This is a genomic window from Terrisporobacter vanillatitrophus (genome assembly GCF_051148895.1).
Lineage (GTDB): Bacteria > Bacillota > Clostridia > Peptostreptococcales > Peptostreptococcaceae > Terrisporobacter > Terrisporobacter vanillatitrophus.
Genome location: NZ_CP154625.1, coordinates 2,778,499 through 2,800,594, shown reverse-complemented (window position 1 = coordinate 2,800,594; position 22,096 = coordinate 2,778,499). Strand labels below are relative to the sequence as shown.

The window sequence follows — 22,096 nt, the reverse complement described above, 5'->3', positions numbered from 1 at the left end:
AAAAAGAAACTGAATACCTAAAATATATATTTTTGAGAATAATTGAAAATTAATTTACATACTTAAAAAGATATAGGATTTAGTGGTAATTTACTAACTACCCTATATCTTTTTTATATATTAAGGGATTATAAATTATCTGGTTTATGGATAATTTATAATCCCAACTGCTTGAAATGGAGCAAGGTCGTTGCCTGAAGCGCATCTCGTTGGCGACATGAGCGAAGCGAATTTTTTATTTTTATGCTAAATTTTCTGTTTGTAAAACATATCTATTATTTAAAGTAGATTTTACATAAGTAACACCTAATCCTAAAAACATTCCAAGTATTGCAGGGACTATCCAGCCTAACCCTTGTGAATATAAAGGTAATTTGCTAAATAAATTTGCAACATAACCTAATTTTACCCCTACTTGCCCTAGGGCATCAACAACACTTACTACACCAGTAAATAATATTGTAAACTTATAAACGAAATAACTTTCCTTTAAAAAGCTATCTAGCATTGCTAGTACTATAAGCATTATTGCTATTGGATATATTGCATTTAGTACAGGTACTGATACTGCAAGTATTTTAGTTAATCCTAAATTAGCAAGAGTCATACTAGAAAGAGCTAGTATTCTAACAAAAGATTTATAAGATAGTTTGTTTGTAAGTGTTGTAAAATATTGACTACAAGAAGTTATAAGTCCAACACTAGTTGTTAAACAAGCTAATGTAAATGTAACTGCTAATAATAATGCCCCAGGCTTACCGAATACATAAGTTGTAACATTTGTTAAAGTTTGAGCACCATTTTCTGTAGATCCAAATCTAAAGCCACTAGTAGCTCCTAAATGTGCAAGCAATGAATATATTACTACCAATAAAGCACCTGCTATAAGTCCTGCTTTTATAGACATTGAAACAACAGCCTTTTCATCTTTTACCCCTTTAGATTTTATTGCTAGAGCTATAACTATACCGAAGTTTAACGCTGCTATTGTATCCATAGTTAAATACCCGTCCAAAAATCCTTTAACTAATGGAGTAGTTGCATAATCTCCTGTAGCTGGAGCATAACTACCAAGTGGCTTAAATAAAGACCCTACAAATATTACAAATATTAAAAGTAATAAAGTTGGTGTTAAAACTTTCCCCATGCGATCTACTAATTTTGCTGGCGATAATGAAAGCCAGTATGCTACTGAAAAGAATACAAGTGTAAATAAGAATAATGCCAAAGTTTTTGGTACACTTTCTGGTAAATAAGGAGATACTACCATTTCAAAAGGTAAACTTCCAGCTCTAGGTATACCTAAACAAGGCCCTATTGATAAATATATTAAAACTGTAAATGCCATTGAAAAACTATTATTAACTTTTTTAGCTAAGTTAGCAAGTCCTCCATATTTAGCAACTGCAACTACACCTAATATAGGGAAACCAACTGCTGTTATAAAAAATGCTGCCATTGCTAAGTACATATTTTCCCCTGCTGATTGTCCAAGAAATGGTGGAAATATTAAATTTCCTGCTCCAAAGAATAAAGAAAAAAGCATTAATCCTACAAGTAATAAATCTTTTTTTGATAAACTGTTCATGTTTATATCCTCCCATTTTTAATTTAAATTTTTCACATCATAATATTTCACCTTCAATGTCCATGTAAATTCCCCCTTTCAAAAACAAAAAAACGCCCCTTGTAAAAATATACAAGGGACGGATTATCCGCGTTACCACCCTAGTTCTACAAAAAAAGTTATAAAAAATAAACCCTTTTGTAGCGCTCAGTTACGTATCGATCAATACGCTTATCTTTTAACGGTGAAAGATGCCGACAATACTTACTAAAAATTTGTTCAGTATTGCTTCTCAGAGATGATTTTTCAGTAAAATTTGAACATTGGTTTTCAGCAAACACCAACTCTCTGTGGAACAAAACAATACTTACTTTTTCTCTTCATAGAATTTGTTTTTTTGATTTTTTTAAATTTATTAATAATATAATAGATACTATTAAAGTTAATGTCAATAGTATAATTATTTATATATATATGATTTTGTTTTTGAGTGATTGTATCGTTCTTAGTTCCAATCTAGGTTTGAACAAGATTTGCAGTATTTTCAGTTATTTTTTATTTCTTATATGTTCTAATGTATTGAGCAGAACTAATATGGTAATGACCTATTTACTTTGTGTTCTAGTAGGATTTTAAGTGTTAAAGATTCAACTGCTTTTATTGGTAATTGAGATTAAAGATTAAATATTAAATATTAAATATGATAAATATTTATAGTGTTTAAATTGAGGAGCGTAAATTATAAAGTACTAAGCAATGCAATAAGAGTCAGAAAATAAAGCCTTATTTAATGTCTTAGCAGAGTTAATTCAGATAGATTAATACTTGATATAAATAAATTTGAAACATTGGAAAATGAAATGAGTCATGTGAACCTAGTATCAACAAGGCTTGCTATATTTTGGTGTTGGAATATTTATGCACTTTCCTGTTAACATTTACAAACTAGAAGTGGTAATAAAAATTATTAGCTTTTATCATCAAATTCTGTTACACTTGAATAACACCAATTTAAAGACAAAGGTGTTTATTATAAATAATTGCAAAACAACAAAGAATAATTGAATAATTAAGTATGAAAAAATAAAGATATCTTTATTTTAATAGATATGATGTATAATATAAAAGATAAACACTTTTTATGTTTAGATATTAGCTGGCATTGAAAGTGTTTATTTTTATTTTGTAAATAATTTATATTAATATAAAAGGAAACAAAAAGGAGAAATAAATGCAATTTACAGACTTAGACATAATTAGGCCAATACAAAAGGCGTTAAAAGAAGAAGAATATATAAAACCAACACCAATACAATCAAAGTCAATAACACCATTATTAGAAGGTAGAGATTTGCTAGGATGCGCGCAGACTGGTACGGGTAAAACAGCAGCTTTTGCAATTCCTATAATACAACAAATATATAATGATAAAAAAGCACTAAAAGGCAAAAGAACTATAAAAGCTGTAATACTAGCACCTACGAGAGAATTAGCAATACAAATAGAAGAAAACTTTGTGGCTTATGCAAGACATACAAATATAAAAAGTTTGGTTATATTTGGAGGAGTATCTCAAAACCCTCAAGTTAAAGCATTAAAAGAAGGTGTAGATATACTAATAGCTACTCCAGGTAGAATGCTTGATTTATACAGTCAAAAATTCTTAAAATTAAATGATGTTAAGCACTTTGTTTTAGATGAAGCTGATAGTATGTTAGATATGGGTATGATACATGATGTAAAAAGAATAATTAGTCACCTTCCAAAGGTTAGGCAAAATATATTCTTCTCTGCTACTATGCCAAAAGAAATATCAAAATTAGCAGATTCAATATTTAAAGATCCAGTTAAGGTAGAAGTTGCGCCAGTATCATCAACAACTGAGATGGTTGAACAAAATATTTATTTTGTGAGTAAAAAACAAAAGACCAAGTTACTTATAGAGCTATTAAAAAATAATCCAGAAGAATCTGTACTTGTATTTTCCAGAACAAAACATGGAGCAAATAAAATAACAAAAGATCTAATATCATCATCAATAAGTGCAGCTGCCATACATGGTAATAAATCTCAAAATGCAAGACAATTAGCATTAAATGAATTTAAAGAAGGTAAAATTAGAGTATTGGTAGCAACTGATATAGCAGCAAGAGGAATTGATATTAATGAACTACCCTTTGTAATAAATTATGATTTACCAGAAGTTGCAGAGACTTATGTTCATAGAATTGGAAGAACAGGAAGAGCGGGAAGAAGTGGTAGAGCAACAGCGTTTTGTTCGATGGAAGAAAGAGATCTTTATAAGGCTATAGAAAAATTTATAAATAAAAAAATTGAAGTTGTAGAAAATCACAGTTTTGTATCTAGTGCAGAGGATGTAACTGTAGTAGCTAAAAGAAATAATAGGGGCAGTAGAAAGCCTAATAGAAGTAACAGTAAAAATAATAGAAGTAAAGATAAATTTACAAATAAAAATTAAAATATGTTTTATACTTACCACCCTTATTAGACTTAGGGTGGTTTTTATTTACACTAACATACTCTACGGAGCGTGGATTGTTTTGTAAGATGAAATAATATAAATTAATAGAGTGAGTACCAACTTATATGTGTTAATGAATTTATAAAAAGATTCTGAAGCATAAGTAGATTTCAATAAGAAAAATAATCGATACTAATATTAAAAGATAGGAGATATATGATGGATAGACAAAGAAAAAAAGAATTATTACAACAATATAAAGAAATGAAGCCAGAGATGGGTGTATATATGTTTAAGTCTATAAAAACAAATACAGTTTATTTAGGTTGTGACAAAAATATAAAAGCAACTATAAATGGAGATAGATTTAAATTAAATTTGAATAGTCATAGATGCAAAAAATTACAAAAAGATTGGAAGGAAAATAAAGAAGAGAACTTTGAAATATCAATAGTAGAAATACTACCTTATGATAAAGATGAAAGTAAAGTTGATTATAGTGAAGATTTAAAAATATTAAGAGAAATGTGCAAAGATAGATTTATAGAAGCAAATGTGGAGGAAATATAGAAATGGAATTTAAACCAGTTATAACATGTGATAATTATAAAAAAGTAGATGGATTTAGAACATCTAACTCAGATATAGAAAAATTAGAAATGGGAGTAAAGAAAAATAAAGATAACAACAGGGATGAAATAATAGAAAAACTTTTTAAATTAGATGGAGGATTTGATGAACTACCTGTAAATAGAGTTTTAGATATGACTATTTTACTGTGTGAAGTTAGTTTGTATTTTAAAGAAGCATATAGAATGCCTAAACTTTATGATGAAAATAATTTGACTATTAGTCGTGTTGGACTTCAAGGTGATGCAATGAATATTGAAATATGTAAATCTAACAAAAACTTAGATAAAGATATCATTGCTTTGGCACATGAATTTAATAAGCAGGGTGAGTTACTAGGTGAAAGATTTAAAGTACTAGCAGAAATACTAGGGGAGTTAGGATATTAAAATAAAAAAGAGGAGGATATTTATGAGAAAAATAAGCAGCATATCTTCACTTTGGGGAAGAGAGTATGGTCTTGAAGAAAAACCATTTGATATTTTAAAAAGTAAAAATGTCAATACTTCAAGTAAGTATTCTCCAGATGGTGGATTTGGAAAAGGACAATCCATACTTATAGATCCCATAATAAAAGCAACACATAAATATATAGATATACTTGATAATAAGAGTCATATAGGAGCTATTGGATCAATTGAAGATAGCATATGTGTAGAATTACAAAGTAAAAGTGAAGATATAAGACAAATATTATTTTACAACAAAGTTAGTGGAAGATGTTTAGCTTGTGATTATGATACTAAAAATAATACATGCAATGAATATAAATTAAGAAGTACAAGGAATCCTAAGGGGAAAAAAGGAAGCATATTATTTTTAGCTATGATGAACCAAATATTAGAAGATAATGAAGCCTTGAGTATATTTAATGAATATAAGCTTCATATAGAAGAAATAAAAAATTTAGATGAAGTAGCAATAAAGTTAATGGCAACTTTTTGTGATAATGTATATCGTAGAATATTAAAAGAAGATATAAAACTATTAATTCCAGAAAGCCTACCTTTAGAAAAAATAAATGTGGAAGATTTAGATAATAAAAAGATAGCATACACAAAATTATTAGCTGGTAAGTTTAAAATAGTAAAAGAAATAGAAGAAAAGAAAAAACAAACAGAGAGTTTAACTATACATCCAGGAGAATTTGTACTAAATTTGTCTAGAGAATTAACTGAGTATGAAAAAAATCAAATTATAAAACTACCTGATTCTCATAGGGTTTCAAAAATTGAAAGAAGAATATGCAAAGAAATCAAACGTAATTGGGATAATAGTGAAATGAAAATAGTAAATATTCTTTTAGAAGGTGATTCAGGTTCTGGAAAAACTCAAATGGCAAAGGCATTATCTCATAATTTAGGACTACCTTATACTAAGATAACTTGTTTTTCAGATATGGATAAATCAGATGTGTTAGGTTCTATACTTCCCGTTGCAGATAATGAAAATAATAGTTATGATAAAGAAATTGAGTATAAGTATTTCCCTTCAGAAATAGTAAAAGCATTTACAGAAGGTTACTTATTAGAGATACAAGAACCTACAGTAATTCGTGATTCTGCAGTTTTAATGATTTTAAACTCAGCATTAGAATCAGATGGAACTATAAATTTACCAACAGGAGTTGTTCATAGACATCCTGATTTTATAGCTGTGATTACAACTAATAGAAACTATATTGGGTGCAGACCACTGAATGAAGCCTTAAGGGATAGGATACAACACTCAGAAAAAATGGATTTACCAGAAAGAGAAGTTATGATAGAAAGGGCTATAGCCAAAACTGGATTTGATAATGTAGAACTGGTTACGAAATTAGTGGATGCTATTATAGTTTTAGATGAATGTGCAACAACCAATGCTATACATGGAGTTGCAGGAATGCGTTCTTTATTTTTCTGGCTAGAGGCAATAAAAAATGGTGAAGATATACGAGAATCTATGTATTACAAAGTAATATATAAAATAACTACAAATCCTGATGAAATAAGAATTTTGGAGGAAGCTGTTGAAAATAATACTTCTTTGTTTATTGAAACTCAAAGAAGGAGGTAATTTCTATGGATTTTAATAATATTTTAAGATTAGTAAGAGAAAATAATTTAGATTTACAAGATGAGAGCATTTTAAAATCTAAAGAATTTGAAGAATATATAAAGAGTATATCGAAAAAATTATACGAAGAATACAATTTAGAACAAGATAAATTAAAACTTTTAGTTGATAAAAATAGTGATGATATATCTTATATAAAAAAAGACGCTATTTATATAAACTTAGGTTCAAAGAGTATAAGAAAAGAAAAAAATAATAAACTTGAATTAATATTAGGATATTATGCTCATGAAATAGGACATAGATTATTCACAGATTTTTCAAATCAAAAAATATATGAGAAGTTAATATTAAGTGGAAGTTTATCTGAAGATATATTAGAATTTGATGATGAAGAATCCTATGAAAATATAATGAAAATGTATAAATATTTAAATAATCCTAAAAAATCTGGAAAACTATGTTCTCTATTACTTTTTATATACCAAATTATTGAAGATAGTCGTGTAGAGGAGTCTATATACAACTACTTATCTAATTATGGGCGCTTGATAGAGGGACTTAATAAGCTAAGAGATAATCAATATAATAGTATTAAGTCATTTAAAATAGATTTAGTGAAGAATAAAACCTTTAATGCTTTATTAAATCAATTAATCTGCTATATAAAATTTAGAACATTTAAAGAGATGGAAGATTATCATATAAAAAATATTGATAAAGTTAAAATAGTAATAGATGAAGCTATTGATGCTGAAGATGATATTCAAATATTAAATAAAATTAATAAATTAAGTATCTTTCTATGGGACGAAATAGAAGAATACTTAGAATCTTTTAATGATGTGTATAAAGAAGAGATAAATATTATAAAGCCATTAACATCTTTTGAAATAGAAGAAGATCTTTACAAAAACAGCCAAGGAATATCAAATACAGGAAAGACAGATACAAAAGGTGAGATTGGAAAACAGATAAAGAATAAAAAAGCTATTAACGAGGATTTAAGAAAAGACTTAGTTAAATCAGAAAATGACGAAGTTATGGAAATTAACTCTGATGAAAATAGTCAATATAAAAGTACAATGGCAAAAGATAAAAATGCAATAAACCTGATAAGTTCAAGTAAGGAAGAAAATAAAAATTGTAATAATATAAATAAAGAAAATAGGGAAACTTTTGATGGAGTATCTAATAATAAAAACTCCTTTGGAAAAGGAGTAATGAAATTAAGGAATTTAAAGGAAAGTACAGAAGAAAATAAAAATGATTTTAAGTTATTTTCATATGGAGCAATTCATAAAGGAATTAAAACAAAAGTTCATAGACCAGGATTTACTTATGAGGACAAATTAAATTATACAAGAAGTAATAAAAAATATATTGAGTATGCCAATAAGTTAGCGAAACAAGTATTACCATTTCTTGAAAATGAAGTATCAAGTGAATACAGTAAGAATAGATATTATGGAACTAAATTTGACGCTTCAAATGTCGCAAAAAAAGATTTTAGATATTTTAGTAAAAAAAATCCACCCAATGATTCACCAACAATGGCGCTAGCTCTAAGGATAGATGAATCAGGGTCTATGAAGGCTAATAATCGTATTGAAATGGCTCGTGCAACAGCTGTTTTAATGTGGGAGTTTTGTAAAAAATGTAATATACCAATAGGTATTTATGGTGATACAGCAGATTTAAATGAATTAGAGGATGTATCCATATATTCCTATTCTGATTTTCATAATCTAGATAAAAATGACTGTTATAGAATGATGCAAATAAGCCCAAAGAGTAATAATAGAGATGGAGTACCCATAAAATATGTGGCAGATAAGCTATTAGATGTTGAGGCTGATATTAAAGTACTATTCATAATAAGTGACGGAAAACCTCTTGCAAAGCCCAACTATAAAGACGAATTAGCAAAAGAGGACTTAAAGAGTGTTATATCAGAATATTCAAGAAAAGGTATAAATTTCTTTGTCGCTGCCATTGGAAATGATAGAGATGTAATAAAAGACATTTATGGAGAAAATAGATTCCTAGATATGTCTAATATAAATACCTTACCTAACAGAATTTCTATGATATTAAAGAATTTAGTATAGTTAGTTGTCATGCTCTGTTCCAATGACTGTTCTAAATCTTGTTCTAATCTATGTTAGAACAAGATTTAGAGTATTTTTAGTGAATTTTTTATATAGGCTTATGCTTCTTTTAAGTCTTTTAATTTAACTTTTTCATCCCAAAATTCATTATATAATCTGAAGATTTCTTTTCTGTTTCCATAAATTAAAATAAGTGTAACTATAACATAGATGGCGCTTAGTAAGTCTGTTACAGCCCATAGTAATTCAGCTTCAAAATTTGAGAAAAAAATTACTGGTATTATGAAGTAAATCATATAGATATAAATTCCAATCTTTCCTTTTTTAGAATCTCCTAAGAAGTAGTTTACTGATTTTTCGCTAGCATAATACATTCCAACTATGGTAGTCCATGCAAAGAGAGTTGTGGCAATACCCATAAAATATCCACCCAAATCTCCGTAAGCTACTTTGAAGGCAACTGTTGTAAGTTGTGCACTTGTTATGTCTGGAAAATCTACATATACATTTGTGATAATTATTGATAAAGCTGTTACTGAGCAAACTACAATAGTATCTAGAAAAACTTCTCCCCATCCCCAAGAAGATTGTCTCACTGGATGATCTGTTTTTGCTGCTGCATGGGCAACTATTCCGTAACCTGTTCCAGCATCATTTGAATAAAGGCCCCTTGCTATGCCATATCGGATAGATTCTCGAACTGTGGCTCCAGCAAATCCTCCTACTCCTGCTACTGGTGTAAATGCTGATTTGAAAATAAGACCTATAGATTCTGGAACCTTATCTATATTTAATATAAGAATTCCAAGACCAGCTAATATGTAAATCATTGCCATAAATGGGACTACTTTTTCTACTGTAGCAGATATTCTCTTAAGTCCTCCTACAATTGTTATAATAACTGTAATTCCAAGTACTGCAAGAATTAGTGTAGGATTAATTCCGAAGGCTTCATTTAATGAAGATGTAACAGAATTTGTTTGTACTAAACAAGTCCATGGTCCAAATAAAAAACAAGATATGGCAAGTAAAAATCCACTCTTTTTCCATCCCATGGCATTTTTCATTACGAAAGAACGATCACATATATATTCATCACTACTTTCATTGAATTTGACACGATAACGTTGCCCAAGGATTATCTCAGCTGCTTTAGTAGACATTCCAAATAAAGCAGATATCCACATCCAAAATACTGCCCCAGGTCCTCCCATAGTAATAGCAGTAGCAACTCCACCTATATTTCCTATACCTATAGTATTTGCCATAGCTGTGCAAGCTGCAGCAAACCCGGTTACACTTCCTTCACCATCATTTTTCTTAAAAGCTTTGGCAAAAGTGTTTTTAAAATGAAATTTCATATTTATTATATATCTAAATTTAAATTTAAAAGATAGATAAACTCCTGTCCCCACAAGAGCCACCGTCATTGGAGTTCCCCATAAAAAATCTGATATACTCTGTAAAATATTTAAAAATAAATCCATATACATCCCCCTTAAATTATCTTTTTATCTAGCCCAATCAGCTATTGATTTTATATCTTCTGGTGTAGTTCTGCAACATCCACCTATTAATCTAGCGCCATCCTCATACCAAGATTTGCAACTTTCACAGAAACATTTATCTGAAGTTTTGCCATGCCAATCCTTAGTATTAGCATCATATTCTTCTCCTGAGTTTGGATATGCTACAATAGCTTTCTTAGAAACTTCTTTAATTTCTTTTATTAAAGAACTTACATAATTAGGTGCTGTACAGTTAATTCCTACAGCTGCCACTTGAGGTAATGCTTCTAATTCCTTTATACAAGTAGAAATTAAGGTACCATCACTTATTTCAGTCTCACTTTTGCAACTGAAACTTATCCAGCAATAAACTCCCTCAAATTCTTTTACAACTTCTACAATTGCTTTAGCCTCTTGTAAACAAGGAATAGTCTCACAAGCTAATATATCTGCACCAGCGTTTATTAAAAGTTCTATTCTTTCTTTATGGAAATTTTTTAATTCATCATCACTAATATTGTAATTTCCTCTATACTCACTACCATCTGCCAAATAGGCACCATAAGGTCCAACAGATGCAGCGACTATTGGATAAGATCTGTTTTCTCTATTTTTTTCATCTTTCCAAAACTCATCTCTAGCTTCTTTTGCTATTTCTACAGACTTAGAAATAAGTCTTCTTGCTTCATCTTCACTATATCCATTTTCTACGAAACCTTTTATAGTTGCCTGATAGCTTGCAGTTATGGCACAATCCGCACCTGATGCAAAATAATCGTAATGCACATCTTTTATTACTTCAGGATTCTTTGCTAAAATTTTTGCTGACCAAAGAGAATCATTTATATCACATCCTCTTCTTTCAAGTTCTGTCGCCAATGCTCCGTCTAAAATCATTAGTTTGTTTTCTTTTAAAAATTTTTCTACTGGATTCATATTATTTCCCCTTTCAATTTCAACTTATCCCATTAGAATTAGTCTTACTAAAAAATAAAAGCCTAAGTATAAACTTAGGCTTTGAAGACTTAATTTACACTTATCTTTCAGCAAAAATGCTGCAGGATTTAGCACCAATGTATAATTAATATACTGGTTGCCGGGTTTCATAGGGCCTTTCCCTCCACCTCTCTGGATAAGAAGATATTTATTTTTTATTTGATTTATATAGTAACAGAGATTCTATTTTTTGTAAATATTTTTTATTTTTTTCATGATTAGATTTATAGAAACCAAAGATCCTTCTTCAATCTCACTTTTTACTGCACTGTGAGGAACAAAACTATATCCAAGCCCTTCTTTTAAATAAGGGATCAATTTATTACCTACACTAATTTTGTGAGTGGTAAAATAAAAATAATAGAAGTAAAGATAAATTTAAAAATAAAAATTAAAATATGTTTTAGACTACCACCATTATTAAATACTAATTATAATAAAATAGGAGGTGTTTTTATGGAGAGTTTAATTCGTTCTACATCAAAGGTTTTTAAAGGTTCAGCAAAAGCGTTTGAAAGATATCCTATAGTAATTGCAAATGCAGTAGCCTTTTCTATTGTTACAATAATAAGGATTCATATGGATTGGCCTAAACAGGAAGCTTACAACTTTCTTTTTAACTGTTTACATTTATCATTTGCTTTAGGAGCTATATTTAGTCTTGCATTGATTACAGCAGTACAAAGTAGATATAACAATAAAAAAATATTTCAATTAGCAAATATTCTAGGAATTATAGTTACCATTATAACAATAATATTGCTTTACTTTTTTGGTGGAATATACCCTGAGTACTCCTTAATGAGATATGAGAGCATTTCTTCAATAGCTACTGCAAGAGTAGGTGTAGTTATCTTTGTAAGTATTTTGGCATTTATTATCTTAGCAGAGGACCAAGAAGAACAGTCTGATTTTCCAAAATCATTTTTTATGTTTAATAAAGCATTTATCATAGCTGTTATTTATGGTCTTGTAATAATGTTAGGAACATCAGGAGTAGCAGGAGCTGTCAAAGCACTTCTTTACAGAGAGTTAAGTAGTAATGTGTATGGTTATATTGGGACATTAAGCGGATTTTTAGCATTTACCATTTTTGTAGGATATTTTCCTGATTTTCGAAAAGGTGTTGTTGACAAACAGAGAGAAATTGCGCAAAGGCAACCTCGTTTTATAGAAATATTATTTGGATATATTATGATTCCGATTATGTTAGCGTTGACTTTTGTGTTGATTTTATGGACGGTAAAGACGATTATGGATGGAATGGAAGTTCCTTTTATAAGACTTTCATCAATTGCTTCTTCTTATGCAATTGGAGGTATATGTTTATATATAATGAGTGCTCATTATAAAACAGATATGGCAAAGTTTTATAAAAAAACATATCCTATTGCAGCTATATTTATATTAGCTTTTGAAGCTTGGGCATTATTTGTTCAATTGCAAAAATATGGCCTTAAAACAACAGAGTATATTTTTGCTTTAATTTGGATTGGAACATTAACTTCAGCAATTCTATTAATGCTTAAGAAAGAAAAAACATATCATTTTATTGTTACTACTACAAGTATTTTAGCTATAATTTCAGTTACCCCATATATTGGGTATAATGATTTTCCTGTTACATCACAAGTAAGCAGACTAGAGAAACTTCTTGAAAAAGAAGGGATGTTTAAAGGTGAAAATATAGTTCCTGCAATAAAGGAGCCAGAAGAAAATATACGAGAATCAATTACTGATGCAGTAGAATATTTAGGAAGTATAGAAAATGCAAGATTACCTAAGTGGTTTGATAAAGATTTTATAAATAGTGAAAATTTCAAGAAAACTTTTGGTTTTGAAAAGACCTTTCCTAAATATGATAATGAAATACTAGATAATTACATGGGAACATCTTTATTTTTAAGACAAGAAGTCATTGATATTAAGGATTATCGTTGGGCAGTTAATATGCAAAATATTTCTGATAAAGAAAATGAATTTGTGACGATCAATGGGAATAGAGGGATTTATAGAGTTTATTGGCAAGTAAATCAACAAGATGGAGTACCTTTTTTAAAGATATTACTTAATGATGAAATAATAGTTGATTTGGATATGAATGAGTATTTAGATAGGATTACAAAAAAATTCCCTCCAGGAAAAATGGATAAAAATTCTGCAACATTGGAGGATATGAGCTTAAAATTTGAAACTTCTGAAATAAATATTATGCTTATTTTTAGCAATGTAGAAATAAACAGTGATTCTAATAAAGATAAAATAAATTACTGGATTAACCCTAACACATTATATTTCAATGAAAAACATTAATGGAACTTCCTATTCAGATAAGGAAGAATTATCTATTCTGTTTGTGCCACTTAAAGTATGCTGTTGTAAACCCAAAATGGCATTTACCACAGCTAAGATGTTATCATTTGAATCATCTGATTTTATGCTAGAAAAAGTCTTTGTTTTTATGATTCTGTCACCATTTAAATCAGTGCTATGATCAAATTTTACCTTTATAGATGAAGTGTTGGGATTTGAAACTACAGCCATAATATTACCTCCTTAAATTTTTGTGAGCTCACCTTTGATTAGAAACAACATAAAAACAAGTAATAACTGCTTCGCTGGGTATTTTAGATGTTTAGATTTTAAAGTGTTGAAAACGGTTATAGTAGTAATCATATAAGTATGAGTTAAATTGTGAAAAAGCTAAAAAAATATATTAATTAAAGATTAAACGTGATAAAATACTATTGAAAAATAAAAAAGAAAGGGTACGGATAAAAATAAAATGAAGTTATAATTTACCTTTAAAATAAAAGTATTATAAATTTTAAAAGCCTATTTTAGCAGGCGTATTTATAGTGCTTAAATTGAGGAGAGTAAATTATAAAATATTAAGCAATGTAGTAAGATGCAGAAAGTGAAGTCTTATTTTATATCTTAGCAGAGCTGATTTTGTTTTAGTGTGCCTATTATTATAATAGTCTCTCCTTATATTTGAGTACAAAGAGGAGGGATTTTTTTTATGCAATTAGTGAGTATAGATAAGTTAAAAAAGTATTATTCAGATAGATTAATACTTGATATAGACAAATTTGAAATATTAGAAAATGAAAAAATAGGCTTAGTTGGAGCAAATGGAATAGGAAAAACAACTTTGATAAAAGCTTTAATAGGGAAAATAGAATTAGACCAAGGTCAAATATATTTAACTAACAGTTATTCATATATTACTCAAAATGAAGATGTAGATGTTTTATCAAGTGATAACAAAATCAAAAGCATGCTTCATGCACCTGATAAATTTGAAGAATATTTGTCTGGTGGAGAAAAGGTAAAGTTAAGAATAGCCAATGCTCTCAAGGAGCAAAAGAAGCTTATAATAGCAGATGAGCCAACTTCAAACTTAGATCAGCAAAGTGTTTCAGTTCTTGAAGAAATGTTAAAAAAGCATAAGGGAGCTATGTTGTTGGTATCGCATGATAGAAGATTTTTAGATGCTTTGTGTAATAAAATCGTTGAAATAGAAGATGGTAAATTAAAAATATACAATGGAAATTACTCAACATATTTAAAATTAAAAGAAGAAGAAAGAGATAGACAAAAATTTGAATTTGAGCAGTATGTGTCAGAAAAGAAAAGGTTAGAGTATGCTAAAATTAAAAAAATAAGTTTAAGTGAAGGAATAAGAAGAGCTCCCAAAAGAATGGGTAACTCAGAAGCTAGACTTCACAAAATGGGTGGTCAAAGACAAAAGCAAAATTTAGATCAAAATGTGAAAGCCATACAAAGTAGAATAGATAAGCTAGAGGTGAAGGAAAAGCCTAAAAGTACAAATTCCATTAAAATATATATAAAAGATGGTTTGGAAATAGTAAGTAAAAATTTGGTGGAAATAAATAATCTTACACTTTCTATTGAAGACAAGAATTTACTAGATAATGTTTCCTTTAAATTTAAACGAAATAAGAAAATAGCTCTGTTAGGTGAAAATGGATGTGGAAAAACTACATTGATTAAAGAGATTATAAATAATAATAATACAGCGATAAGAATAAATCCTAGGGTGAGAATAGGCTATTTTGACCAAAATCAATATGTACTAGATGGAGAAAAAAGTATTTTAGATAATATAAAAATATCTTCTTCTTTTGATGAAACTTTTATAAGAATAAATTTGAATTTATTTGGATTTAAAGGCGATGATGTATATAAAAATGTAAATGTATTAAGTGGTGGAGAGAAGGTGAAAATATCACTTTGTAAAATAATTTTAGAGAATAATAACTTTTTAATTTTAGATGAACCTACCAACTATTTAGATATTGTTTCACTCCAAGCTCTTGAGGAGTCTTTAAAAAATACGGAGAAAACAATGCTTATAGTATCTCATGACAGGGCATTTATTGATAAGGTGTGTGACTATATTATTGAGATTAAAAATAAAAAAATTAAAGAGTTTAATGGCAATTACAGTAAGTATATGGAAAATGAAAACAATAAAAAATTAAAATCAATTAATCATAAAAAGGAAGAGGAAATATTGGTCTTAGAAAATGAAATGAGCCATGTGATTTCCATGTTATGTGTTGAGACTGATATTAATAAAAAAGCTGAATATGAAAAGAAATATGATGAACTTTTACTTAAGTTAAAAGAAGTAGCTAGCAAATAGAAGTTGTCAATAAAAGCATATTAAGAAAATGGAGAAGGCTCTTATCTTAGTATGCTTTATTTTTTTATTAAAAGAATTAATTTGCCATTCTTATTATCTTGTTATAAAATTTAGACATAATTGTAAAAAAATACATTTATTAATTGCTTAATATATTTAAATTGGGGAGAAAAATCATGAAGCTAAGATCATTTATAGAATTTTCAAGGTATGGATTAAAAACAATATTTTTCAAAAATACTAATCCAATACTTGCAACTATAATACTTACAGATTATTGCAACCTTACTTGTAAGCATTGTGCAGTGAACAACATAAACAAAATAATTCATCCTTATGAAGACATAAAGGAGGAAATGCTTAAGCTTTATAATGAAGGCGTTAGAATTTTGTTTTTTTGTGGTGGAGAAACACTTCTTTGGAATGACAAGGGGAAAAATGCTAAAGACTTAATTGCAGAAGCTAAAGAAATAGGCTTTGAATTAGTTAATATAGTTACCAACGGAACTATAGATTTAGATATTAAAGAAGCGGATATTATATTTCTAAGTATTGATGGAAGAAAAGAAAATCACAATTACATAAGAGGCAATACATTTGATACCATATTAGAAAATGTAGAAAAAGCCAATGACAGCAATATCTGTGTATATATGGCCATTAATAATAGAAATTATAAGGATGTAAAGGAGCTTTGTGAATTAGTTGAAAATACTAAAAATCTAAAAAGTATTTCCTTTAATTTTCACACACCTTATGAGGGTACAGAGGATCTGAGTTTAAGCATAGAACAAAAAATTGAAGTAGTAAACACTATAAAACAACTTATAAAGGGAGGCTATCCCATATTTAATTTATACTCTGCTCTAGATTATTATTTACATAACAATTGGAGCAGACCTTGCAAGCAATGTTTGGTAGTAGAAAACAAAAAGAGATTTATATGTGGAAGATGTGTGGAAATAGATGGGCTATGCAATGAATGTGGATACTTATTTGCTGTAGAATTTGCCTTATTGTTTGGTGGAAATCCTAAGATAATATATGAAACTTTAAAAACATATCTGAAATTTGTATAGGGGAGAGAATATGCTGACGAATATTTTAAGACCAGTATTAAACAGAAGTTTTAAGCCATTTGAGTTTGTAAAGTGCAATGATAATAGTGATTTAAATTATATGGATACTTTCTCAGTAGATGAGTACATAAATGCAATAAATAAAAATGAATTTGCCTGTGCCTTAGTATTAAACTTTACTAAGTTTTCAAGAAAATCTTATTGGTTATTTTGGAATGTTTACAATATGAATTTAGATAAAGAGCTTTATAAAAACATGTTTAATAGCGATTTAAGTAAAGATTATAGACTTGAGCTGGGTATTGCAAAAGTAATGGGATTATTAAAAGAGGATGAGGCAGGATATAAAGTTACTACAAAAGGTTCTTATTATTTCCATGCAGTAGAGCAAATTTATACACTGCAATATATTGATAAAACATGGAGCATTGCACGAAATAATCCATGGCCAAATAAGATTGAGTTATATTAAATATTTAATATATTGTAAAAAATAAAATATAATTTTATAAAATTATTTAAAAGTTTGTTGACAAATGTAAAAAAAGTATATAGAATACTATTTAATAAATAAAAGAATAATAATTGTAGAGGTAGCGATACTTAAGAGTACCAATAATGAGGTAAGCACGAAGACTTATTGGAAAAGGAATTATCGCCGAAGGGTATAACTCATGCTTTAAGGTTATATGCCTGGGGATGTATATAATATATGCATAACTGTCACAAATTTAATTTGTGTTGAGCTACATTTGAGGAATAGATAATAGTATATATGTGTGCATATATATCTATTTTTGATACCCCTTAAGTGTAATGCTTAAGGGGTATTTTTGTATATCTCACAAGAAAATAAGGGCTCTGCTATTTATATAAAGAATATTAATTTATGTAGGAGGCAAAAGATGAAATTACAAGGCACTATGTCAGTAATAGATAACCAATTATATATAGGTGGTGTAAGTTGTAAAGAACTTAAAGAAAAATACCAAACACCACTTTACGTATTTGATGAAGAACTAGTTAGATATAACTGTAGAGAATATATCAAACACTTTAAAGTAAATGAAAATAATAATAGAGTAGCTTATGCAGGTAAAGCATTTTTAACAATGTATATGTGCAAACTAATAAACGAAGAAGGATTATATCTTGATGTAGTATCAGGAGGAGAACTATATACAGCAAATAAGGTAAACTTCCCAATGGATAAAATACTATTTCATGGAAATAACAAAACAGTAGAAGAGATAGAAATGGGAATAGAGTTAGGTGTTGGAAGATTTGTTGTAGACAATTACTATGAACTTGACTTATTAGAAAGAATTTGTGAACAAAAAAATAAAAAGCAAGCAGTGTATTTTAGAATAACACCTGGTATAGAGGCACATACTCATAACTATATACAAACAGGACAAATTGATTCTAAATTTGGATTTGCATTATCAAATAGGGCTTTACATGATGTAGTTGAAAGTATAAAAAATTACAAGAATATAGAATTGGTAGGAATTCATGCTCATATAGGCTCTCAAATATTTGATGTAGAACCATACTTAGACGAAGTAAAAATAATGATGAATTTAGTAAAAGAAATTAAAGATAAGTATGATATAGATATAAAAGAAGTAGATTTAGGCGGAGGAGTGGGAGTTTACTACACACAGGAAGATGAACCAAAAACAATAAAAGAATTCTGTGAACAAATAATAGAAACAACAGAGCAGGTTTGTAAAGAAATAGGTATAGAAGTTCCTACTTTAATAATTGAACCAGGAAGATCAATAGTCGCAAATGGAGGAAGTACAATATATACAGTAGGTTCTATAAAGGATATAAAAGATGTAAGAACTTATGTAAGTGTGGATGGTGGAATGACAGATAATATAAGACCTTCATTATATCAAGCAGGATATGAATGTGCAATTGCTAATAAGATGGGAAAAGACAGAAAAAATCAAGTGACGATAGCAGGAAAATGCTGTGAAAGTGGAGATATACTCATAACTGATGTTGATATTATGGATATAGAAACAGAAGATATACTTGTAATAGCATCTACTGGTGCGTATGGTTATTCAATGGCTTCAAACTACAATAAAATAACAAAACCAGCAGTAGTATCAGTAAAAAATGGAGAAAGTAAATTAATATGTAAAAGACAAAGTTATGAGGATCTTTTAGAGTTAGAATTAATATAAAATAAATTGTCTACACAGTCAATTGTTAGTAATAAATGCATAATTACAATACAGAATAAAAAACAATAAATAATAGAATAATTAATTGTAGAGGTCGCGATACTTAAGAGTACCAATAAGGAGGTAAGCACGAAGACTTATTGGAAAAGGAATTATCGCCGAAGGATATAACTGACGCTTTAAGGTTATATACCTGGGGATGCATAGAATATATGCATAACTGTCACAAATTTAATTTGTGTTGAGCTACATTTAAGGAATTGATAATGGTATATACATATACTCATTTTGAATCCCCCTTAAGTGTAATGCTTAAGGGGGATTTTTGTAGCCACATTCAACAAAATTTAAAATTAAACTACAATTATTCAAATAAAAAGTTTATACAAAGGAGGAGATAAAATGAGCGTTATAGTTCAAAAATATGGAGGAACTTCTGTAGGAAGCATAGAGAAGATAAAATCTGTTGCTAAAAGAGTAATAGCAGAAAAAGAAAAAGGAAATGACATAGTTGTAGTAGTATCTGCAATGGGAAAAACTACGGATCATCTAGTTAATTTATCAAAAGAAATATCGTCTAATCCAAGTAAAAGAGATTTAGATATGCTTTTATCAACTGGAGAACAAGTATCTATATCATTATTATCTATGGCATTTCAAGAATATGGATATGATTCCATAGCACTTACTGGGTTTCAAGCTGGAATAAGAACAGAAGGACCTTATACTAAAAATAAGATTTCAGATATAGATATGAAAAAAATAAAAAATTATTTAGAAGAAGGTAAGATAGTAGTTGTAGCAGGTTTTCAGGGAATTAATGAAAATGGTGATATAACTACACTAGGTAGAGGTGGCTCTGATACTACTGCAGTTGCATTAGCAGCTAAACTACAATGTGAGTGTAGTATATATACGGATGTAGAAGGAATATATTCTGTAGATCCAAGATTATATAAAGATGCTAAAAAGTTAGATGTTATAAGTTATGAAGAAATGATGGAAATGGCTAGTTTAGGCTCAGGAGTTATGGAAACTAGAGCTGTTGAAATAGGATGTAAATACAATGTACCTATATATGTAGCATCAAGTATTAAAGATATAAAGGGAACTTATATAAAGGAGTATGATGAGAGTATGGAAGAAAAGGTTATAACAGGATTAAGTGTTAGTAATGATGTACTTATGATTACAGTAAACAATATATTATTTAAATCACATAATATAGCTATGATATTTGAAAAGTTGGCAAGGGAAAATGTTAATGTAGATATGATAAGTCAAACATCTCCTTTAAATGAACGAGTTAATGTATCATTCACAACTTCTAAGGAAGATTTACATGTAGTAAACGAAGTTATAGAAGAAATAAAAAATGAAAACAACGAAGTGGAAGTAGTTATAGAAGAAAATATATCTAAAATATCAGTTGTAGGAATAGGCATGATGAACCAAAGTGGAGTAACTGGAAAAGTATTTAGAATATTAGCAGATAATGAAATAGAATTTAAACAAGTAACAACATCGGAAATAAGTATATCTTATACAATAGATGCAAAAGATAAACAAAAAGCAGTGAGAGTATTAGCTAAAGAATTAAACTTGTAATTGATTAAGAAGGAGCACGAAAAGTGAAAATAAATGATATAAGAGAAAATGTATTTAACCATAGAATAGAACTTCATAAGATACCAGAACTGGGATTTTGTGAGTATAAAACATCAGAGTATATATCAACTCAATTACAAAAGATTGGATATAAAACAAAAAATATAGCAAAAACAGGTGTCATAGCTTATAAAGAAGGAATTGAAAATGAATGTATAGCATTCAGAGCAGACATAGATGGACTAAGTATAACAGAAGAAACTGATCTTTCCTATTCATCTCAAATAGATGGTCATATGCATGCATGTGGACATGATGGACATGCATCTATACTACTTGGATTTGCAGAATATGTTTCTAAAATTAATACATTGAAAAAGGGAATATTATTTATATTTCAACCAGCAGAAGAAGGTCCAGGAGGAGCAGAAGTTATTGTAAATGAAGGTATATTTAAAGATTACAATGTGAAAAATGTATTTGGACTTCATATATATCCAGAAATAGAACAAGGTAAAATCGGAGTAAGGCCTGGAGCCATGACTGCTCAAACAGGTGAGTTTGACATATATATAAAAGCTAAATGTGGTCATGGAGCTATTCCTCATAAAGCTAATGACGCATTAATAGTTGTAGCTCAACTTATAAATAGTTATCAAAGTATAATAAGTAGAAATATTGATCCTATAGAAGGTTCAGTATTGACTATTGGAACTATAAATGGAGGAGAAAGACGTAATATAATAGCTGAAAACATTAGTTTAGAAGGAACCATAAGAGCATTTAGTCAAGAGGTTTATGAAAAAATAAAAGAAAGAATGGTAACTATTAATAATGGACTTATGGAAATGTTCGGTGTGAAAATTGACATAGTATTTAGAGATATGTATCCTCCGGTAATAAATGATAAAGAACTGTTAGATAAAATAAGAAATTCTTCTTTAAAAGAAAATCTAATAGAAATAGACCCTATGATGATAGCTGAAGATTTCTCATACTATCAAATTGAGGTTCCTGGATTATTTTTTATGCTAGGTTCTAGAAATGAAGAATTAAAGTATACAAATCCTCTTCATAGTTCAAAATTTAATTTTGATATTGAAGTTCTAATGAATGGAGTAAAAATGTATGACGAAATTTGTAAAACACTTAGTATTTACTAATATATAGAGTTAATAGGGGTG

16 protein-coding genes, 3 riboswitches and 1 other annotated feature are annotated in these 22,096 nt (G+C 28.7%); of the genes, 12 read left to right on the top strand and 4 right to left on the bottom strand.

Annotated features, from left to right (window positions below):
• Positions 1 to 241: 241 nt before the first annotated feature.
• Positions 242 to 1,588: a branched-chain amino acid transport system II carrier protein gene (gene brnQ, locus TVTCOM_RS13880; protein WP_434796869.1), complete on the bottom strand. Its 1,347-nt coding sequence runs from the start codon at positions 1,586 to 1,588 to the stop codon at positions 242 to 244.
• Between the two features lie 111 nt (positions 1,589 to 1,699).
• Positions 1,700 to 1,960, bottom strand: a binding site (T-box leader).
• An 838-nt stretch (positions 1,961 to 2,798) separates the two neighbouring features.
• Here brnQ and TVTCOM_RS13875 point away from each other — a divergent pair.
• The 5 genes from TVTCOM_RS13875 to TVTCOM_RS13855 all read left to right on the top strand — a co-directional run bounded on the left by TVTCOM_RS13875 (position 2,799) and on the right by TVTCOM_RS13855 (position 8,848).
• Positions 2,799 to 4,046: a DEAD/DEAH box helicase gene (locus TVTCOM_RS13875; RefSeq protein WP_434796868.1), complete on the top strand. Its 1,248-nt coding sequence runs from the start codon at positions 2,799 to 2,801 to the stop codon at positions 4,044 to 4,046.
• Positions 4,047 to 4,268: 222 nt separating this feature from the next.
• Positions 4,269 to 4,619: a GIY-YIG nuclease family protein gene (locus TVTCOM_RS13870; RefSeq protein ID WP_434796867.1), complete on the top strand. Its 351-nt coding sequence runs from the start codon at positions 4,269 to 4,271 to the stop codon at positions 4,617 to 4,619.
• A gap of 2 nt (positions 4,620 to 4,621) precedes the next feature.
• Positions 4,622 to 5,068 carry a DUF6530 family protein gene (locus tag TVTCOM_RS13865; RefSeq protein ID WP_434796866.1) on the top strand — a complete coding sequence of 149 codons (447 nt, stop codon included), beginning with the start codon at positions 4,622 to 4,624 and terminating at the stop codon, positions 5,066 to 5,068.
• 22 nt (positions 5,069 to 5,090) lie between these two features.
• Positions 5,091 to 6,737 (top strand): AAA family ATPase, encoded by a 1,647-nt coding sequence (locus TVTCOM_RS13860; protein WP_434796865.1) that lies wholly within the window; start codon positions 5,091 to 5,093, stop codon positions 6,735 to 6,737.
• A 5-nt stretch (positions 6,738 to 6,742) separates the two neighbouring features.
• Positions 6,743 to 8,848 (top strand): vWA domain-containing protein, encoded by a 2,106-nt coding sequence (locus TVTCOM_RS13855; RefSeq protein WP_434796864.1) that lies wholly within the window; start codon positions 6,743 to 6,745, stop codon positions 8,846 to 8,848.
• Between the two features lie 98 nt (positions 8,849 to 8,946).
• On the opposite strand, the gene TVTCOM_RS13850 is transcribed toward TVTCOM_RS13855, so the two are convergent.
• Entirely contained in the window at positions 8,947 to 10,335 is a 1,389-nt protein-coding gene (locus TVTCOM_RS13850) for an alanine/glycine:cation symporter family protein (RefSeq protein WP_434796863.1), read from the bottom strand.
• A 24-nt stretch (positions 10,336 to 10,359) separates the two neighbouring features.
• Positions 10,360 to 11,292: a homocysteine S-methyltransferase gene (gene mmuM / locus TVTCOM_RS13845; protein WP_434796862.1), complete on the bottom strand. Its 933-nt coding sequence runs from the start codon at positions 11,290 to 11,292 to the stop codon at positions 10,360 to 10,362.
• Positions 11,293 to 11,389: 97 nt separating this feature from the next.
• Positions 11,390 to 11,495, bottom strand: a riboswitch (SAM riboswitch).
• Between the two features lie 313 nt (positions 11,496 to 11,808).
• Here mmuM and TVTCOM_RS13840 point away from each other — a divergent pair.
• Positions 11,809 to 13,665 (top strand): hypothetical protein, encoded by a 1,857-nt coding sequence (locus TVTCOM_RS13840; RefSeq protein ID WP_434796861.1) that lies wholly within the window; start codon positions 11,809 to 11,811, stop codon positions 13,663 to 13,665.
• 9 nt (positions 13,666 to 13,674) lie between these two features.
• Here TVTCOM_RS13840 and TVTCOM_RS13835 read toward each other — a convergent pair whose 3' ends face one another.
• On the bottom strand, positions 13,675 to 13,896 hold the full coding sequence (locus tag TVTCOM_RS13835) for a DUF1659 domain-containing protein (RefSeq protein WP_434796860.1): 222 nt from the start codon (positions 13,894 to 13,896) through the stop codon (positions 13,675 to 13,677).
• A gap of 478 nt (positions 13,897 to 14,374) precedes the next feature.
• Between TVTCOM_RS13835 and cplR the strand changes: the two genes are divergently transcribed.
• The 6 genes from cplR (at position 14,375) to TVTCOM_RS13805 (ending at position 22,075) form a co-directional block, all read left to right on the top strand.
• On the top strand, positions 14,375 to 16,024 hold the full coding sequence (gene cplR, locus TVTCOM_RS13830; RefSeq protein ID WP_434796859.1) for an ABC-F type ribosomal protection protein CplR: 1,650 nt from the start codon (positions 14,375 to 14,377) through the stop codon (positions 16,022 to 16,024).
• Between the two features lie 176 nt (positions 16,025 to 16,200).
• A complete protein-coding gene (locus TVTCOM_RS13825) occupies positions 16,201 to 17,103 on the top strand; it encodes a radical SAM protein (protein ID WP_434796858.1) in 903 nt (300 codons plus the stop codon).
• Between the two features lie 10 nt (positions 17,104 to 17,113).
• Positions 17,114 to 17,575, top strand: a complete 462-nt coding sequence (locus tag TVTCOM_RS13820; RefSeq protein WP_434796857.1) for a hypothetical protein — start codon at positions 17,114 to 17,116, stop codon at positions 17,573 to 17,575.
• Positions 17,576 to 17,683: 108 nt separating this feature from the next.
• A riboswitch (Lysine riboswitch) is annotated at positions 17,684 to 17,860 on the top strand.
• A gap of 148 nt (positions 17,861 to 18,008) precedes the next feature.
• Positions 18,009 to 19,304, top strand: a complete 1,296-nt coding sequence (gene lysA, locus TVTCOM_RS13815; protein WP_434796856.1) for a diaminopimelate decarboxylase — start codon at positions 18,009 to 18,011, stop codon at positions 19,302 to 19,304.
• 80 nt (positions 19,305 to 19,384) lie between these two features.
• Positions 19,385 to 19,561, top strand: a riboswitch (Lysine riboswitch).
• A 145-nt stretch (positions 19,562 to 19,706) separates the two neighbouring features.
• A complete protein-coding gene (locus tag TVTCOM_RS13810) occupies positions 19,707 to 20,912 on the top strand; it encodes an aspartate kinase (protein ID WP_434796855.1) in 1,206 nt (401 codons plus the stop codon).
• Between the two features lie 23 nt (positions 20,913 to 20,935).
• Complete coding sequence (locus tag TVTCOM_RS13805; RefSeq protein ID WP_434796854.1) at positions 20,936 to 22,075, top strand: M20 metallopeptidase family protein; 1,140 nt, start codon at positions 20,936 to 20,938, stop codon at positions 22,073 to 22,075.
• The last annotated feature ends 21 nt before the right edge of the window (positions 22,076 to 22,096 follow it).

What these genes read in the sequence shown, in the direction of transcription:
- brnQ (WP_434796869.1), bottom strand. Translation starts at nt 1,588, where the DNA reads ATGAACAGTTTATCAAAAAAAGATTTATTACTTGTAGGATTAATGCTT.
- TVTCOM_RS13875 (WP_434796868.1), top strand. Translation starts at nt 2,799, where the DNA reads ATGCAATTTACAGACTTAGACATAATTAGGCCAATACAAAAGGCGTTA.
- TVTCOM_RS13870 (WP_434796867.1), top strand. Translation starts at nt 4,269, where the DNA reads ATGGATAGACAAAGAAAAAAAGAATTATTACAACAATATAAAGAAATG.
- TVTCOM_RS13865 (WP_434796866.1), top strand. Translation starts at nt 4,622, where the DNA reads ATGGAATTTAAACCAGTTATAACATGTGATAATTATAAAAAAGTAGAT.
- TVTCOM_RS13860 (WP_434796865.1), top strand. Translation starts at nt 5,091, where the DNA reads ATGAGAAAAATAAGCAGCATATCTTCACTTTGGGGAAGAGAGTATGGT.
- TVTCOM_RS13855 (WP_434796864.1), top strand. Translation starts at nt 6,743, where the DNA reads ATGGATTTTAATAATATTTTAAGATTAGTAAGAGAAAATAATTTAGAT.
- TVTCOM_RS13850 (WP_434796863.1), bottom strand. Translation starts at nt 10,335, where the DNA reads ATGGATTTATTTTTAAATATTTTACAGAGTATATCAGATTTTTTATGG.
- mmuM (WP_434796862.1), bottom strand. Translation starts at nt 11,292, where the DNA reads ATGAATCCAGTAGAAAAATTTTTAAAAGAAAACAAACTAATGATTTTA.
- TVTCOM_RS13840 (WP_434796861.1), top strand. Translation starts at nt 11,809, where the DNA reads ATGGAGAGTTTAATTCGTTCTACATCAAAGGTTTTTAAAGGTTCAGCA.
- TVTCOM_RS13835 (WP_434796860.1), bottom strand. Translation starts at nt 13,896, where the DNA reads ATGGCTGTAGTTTCAAATCCCAACACTTCATCTATAAAGGTAAAATTT.
- cplR (WP_434796859.1), top strand. Translation starts at nt 14,375, where the DNA reads ATGCAATTAGTGAGTATAGATAAGTTAAAAAAGTATTATTCAGATAGA.
- TVTCOM_RS13825 (WP_434796858.1), top strand. Translation starts at nt 16,201, where the DNA reads ATGAAGCTAAGATCATTTATAGAATTTTCAAGGTATGGATTAAAAACA.
- TVTCOM_RS13820 (WP_434796857.1), top strand. Translation starts at nt 17,114, where the DNA reads ATGCTGACGAATATTTTAAGACCAGTATTAAACAGAAGTTTTAAGCCA.
- lysA (WP_434796856.1), top strand. Translation starts at nt 18,009, where the DNA reads ATGAAATTACAAGGCACTATGTCAGTAATAGATAACCAATTATATATA.
- TVTCOM_RS13810 (WP_434796855.1), top strand. Translation starts at nt 19,707, where the DNA reads ATGAGCGTTATAGTTCAAAAATATGGAGGAACTTCTGTAGGAAGCATA.